Origin of the sequence: Paraburkholderia sp. J11-2 (assembly GCF_905220185.1) — a bacterium.
GTDB lineage: Bacteria > Pseudomonadota > Gammaproteobacteria > Burkholderiales > Burkholderiaceae > Paraburkholderia.
Genome location: NZ_CAJMYY010000119.1, coordinates 1 through 400 on the forward strand (window position 1 = coordinate 1; position 400 = coordinate 400).

At 65.2% G+C, this 400-nt stretch carries 1 protein-coding gene; it reads right to left on the reverse strand.

All coding sequences use genetic code 11. The features are described 5' to 3' along the window. The coding region (locus U5A57_RS41410; RefSeq protein ID WP_321918118.1) for an alpha/beta fold hydrolase at nt 1-395 on the reverse strand (395 nt) is incomplete at its 3' end. Nucleotides 396-400 lie beyond the last annotated feature (5 nt).

The following is a 400-nucleotide window of genomic DNA, read 5'->3' on the forward strand; positions in this document are numbered from 1 at the left end:
GCCACGACCCGCGTGGGCACGTTGTCCATCACCACGAGCCGGTCCAGCCGGTTCGCATGGTCCTTGGCGAAGCGCGTTGCCACGCGGGATCCGCGATCGTGACTCACGAGCGCCGCGCGATCGATACCCAGATGATCCAGCAGCGCGCGCACGTCGTTCGCCATCGTGCGCTTGTCGTAGCCGCTCGCCGGCTTGTCGGTTTCGCCATAGCCGCGGAGATCCGGCGCAATCACGCGATACTTCCGGGCGAGCGCCGGAATCTGATGGCGCCACGCGTAGTGCGTTTCCGGAAAGCCGTGCAACAGCACCACGGGCGGCCCATCTCCTGCCTCCACGTAGTGCTGCCGGATGCCGTTCGCCCTGACCGTGTGATGAACGAGGTCGATTGTTTGCATGATTC